At 67.6% G+C, this 2,014-nt stretch carries 3 protein-coding genes; 1 reads left to right on the top strand and 2 read right to left on the bottom strand.

The annotated features are described in order from the left end of the window. Positions 1 to 82: 82 nt before the first annotated feature. The gene (locus VEG08_09365) at positions 83 to 772 is read right to left on the bottom strand and encodes a pirin family protein (protein ID HXZ28189.1); all 690 of its coding nucleotides are present in this window, start codon (positions 770 to 772) and stop codon (positions 83 to 85) included. A gap of 48 nt (positions 773 to 820) precedes the next feature. After that, the gene (locus VEG08_09360) at positions 821 to 1,123 is read right to left on the bottom strand and encodes a zinc ribbon domain-containing protein (GenBank protein ID HXZ28188.1); all 303 of its coding nucleotides are present in this window, start codon (positions 1,121 to 1,123) and stop codon (positions 821 to 823) included. Positions 1,124 to 1,253: 130 nt separating this feature from the next. On the opposite strand from VEG08_09360, the gene rsmI reads away from it, so the two are divergent. Beyond that, positions 1,254 to 2,014, top strand: a 761-nt coding sequence (gene rsmI / locus VEG08_09355) for a 16S rRNA (cytidine(1402)-2'-O)-methyltransferase (GenBank protein HXZ28187.1), incomplete at its 3' end; no start/stop codon positions are given.

The following is a 2,014-nucleotide window of genomic DNA, read 5'->3' as shown; positions in this document are numbered from 1 at the left end:
AATTTCTGCTTGAGGTTCACCTTTCCCATCTTCGTGTCCATCGTGTTCCCTTTGTGTCCTTCGTGGTGGGCTTTTCTTCAGGTCACGCCAGATCAAACACCAGGACCTCGGCGGGCTCAAGAGCCTTCAGGCGAATGGACTGCTCGTCGCTCACGCCCGCTCCGTCCCCCTGGTTCAGCTTGGTCCCGTTCAGTTCCACGGAGCCGCGCGCCACCTGCACCCAGGCGTGCCGCCCAGGAGCCAGCGCGTGCTCGGCCGGCTCGCCCGCCGCCAGGCGCGCCACCCACAGTTCGGTGTCCTGGTGCAGGGTCAGAGCGCCGTCGCCGGCTTTGGGGCCGGCGATCCGCCGCAGTCCCTGCCAGGGCGGCAGCGTCTTCTGCTCGTAGCTGGGCGGGAAGCCGCGCTTCTCCGGCAGGATCCAGATCTGCAGCAGGTGGACGGGCTGGTCGGGCGAGGGGTTGGCCTCGCCGTGCACGATGCCGGTGCCGGCGCTCATGCGCTGGGCGTCGCCGGGGCGGATGACGGAGCCGTTGCCCAGGCTGTCCTGGTGCTGGAGCGCGCCCTCCAGCACGTAGGTGAGGATCTCCATGTCGCGGTGAGGATGCATGCCAAAGCCGCGTCCGGGCGCGATCCAGTCCTCGTTGATCACCCGCAGCGAGCGGAAGTGCATCCAGGCGGGGTCGTGGTAGGTGTCGAAGGAGAAGGTATGGCGGGTCTTGAGCCAGTCGTAGTCGGCGCCGCCCCGCGCGGCGGAAGGTCGCAGCGTAATCATGAAGATATGGATTCCGCCGGGAGGGAAAGGATTCGCCGCGGCTGTGCCCTACTTCTTGCCCTGCCCCTTCTTGGGCTCGCCCTTGGGCTTGGCCTCGGCTTTGGCCTCGGCCTTCTCCGCCTTGACCTCCGGCTTGGCGGACTCGGTGCCCTCGGCAGCAGGCGCCTTGCCCTTGCCCGCGTAGTCGGTGACGTACCACCCCGAGCCCTTGAACTGCACCGCCGGCGCGGACATCAACTGCTGGACCGCTCCCCCACACTCCGGGCACTTCTTCACCGGCGCGTCTGAGAACTTGCGGATCCGCTCGAAGCGGTGCCCACACTTCTTGCACTGGTACTCGTAGAGAGGCACGGGGTGATTCTATTGGGTAATTGAGTAATTTGGTAATTGGGTAATTGCGGGCTTGCCGCGACCCCATCATCGCCCTCTCAATTACCAAATTACCCCATTACCCAATTACTAAATTCGCTAGACTGGCATCATGCCTAGCGAAGGTGTCCTCCCGCCCGGCCTCTACCTGGTGGCTACGCCCATCGGCAACCTGGAGGACATCACCCTGCGCGCGTTGCGCGTGCTGAAGGAGGCCGACCTGATCGCCTGCGAGGACACCCGCCAGACGCAGAAGCTGCTCCACCACTACGGCCTGAGCAAGCGCACCGTCAGCTACCACGAGCACAACGAGATGACCCGCGCGCCGGAGCTGGTCCTGGAGCTGGAGCAGGGGGCGCGCATCGCCCTGGTCTCCGATGCCGGCATGCCCGGCATCTCCGACCCCGGCTACCGCCTCATCACCCTGGCCATCCGCCACCACGTTCCGGTGGTGCCGGTTCCCGGGGCCTCCGCCTTCCTGGCGGCGCTGGTGGCCAGCGGCCTGGCGACCGACTCCTTCCGCTTCAGCGGGTTCCTGCCCGCCAAGCGCGCCGCCCGCCGCGAAGCCCTGCAGGCCCTGCGCGACTCGCCCCGCACCCAGATCTTCTACGAGGCCCCGCACCGCATCGCGGAGACCCTGGAAGATATCGTGGAGGTGCTGGGCGCGGCCCGCCCCGTGGTGCTGGCGCGCGAGGTCACCAAGCTGCACGAGGAGTTCCTGCGCGGCCGCGCCGGGGAGCTGCTGGAGCAGGTGGCGAAGCGCGAGCTGAGAGGCGAGATCACGCTGCTGATCGGCAAAGCCGAATCCGCGGCCGAGGCCGCGCCCGCCGCCGGGGCCGACCTGCGCACGCGCCTGGAGGCCCTGATGGCCGT

The organism is Terriglobales bacterium, from assembly GCA_035624475.1.
GTDB lineage: Bacteria > Acidobacteriota > Terriglobia > Terriglobales > Acidobacteriaceae > DASPRL01.
The sequence above is the reverse complement of the archived record's forward strand: the minus strand, read 5'-3'. Positions and strand labels throughout refer to the sequence as shown.

What these genes read in the sequence shown, in the direction of transcription:
- VEG08_09365 (HXZ28189.1), bottom strand. Translation starts at nt 772, where the DNA reads ATGATTACGCTGCGACCTTCCGCCGCGCGGGGCGGCGCCGACTACGAC.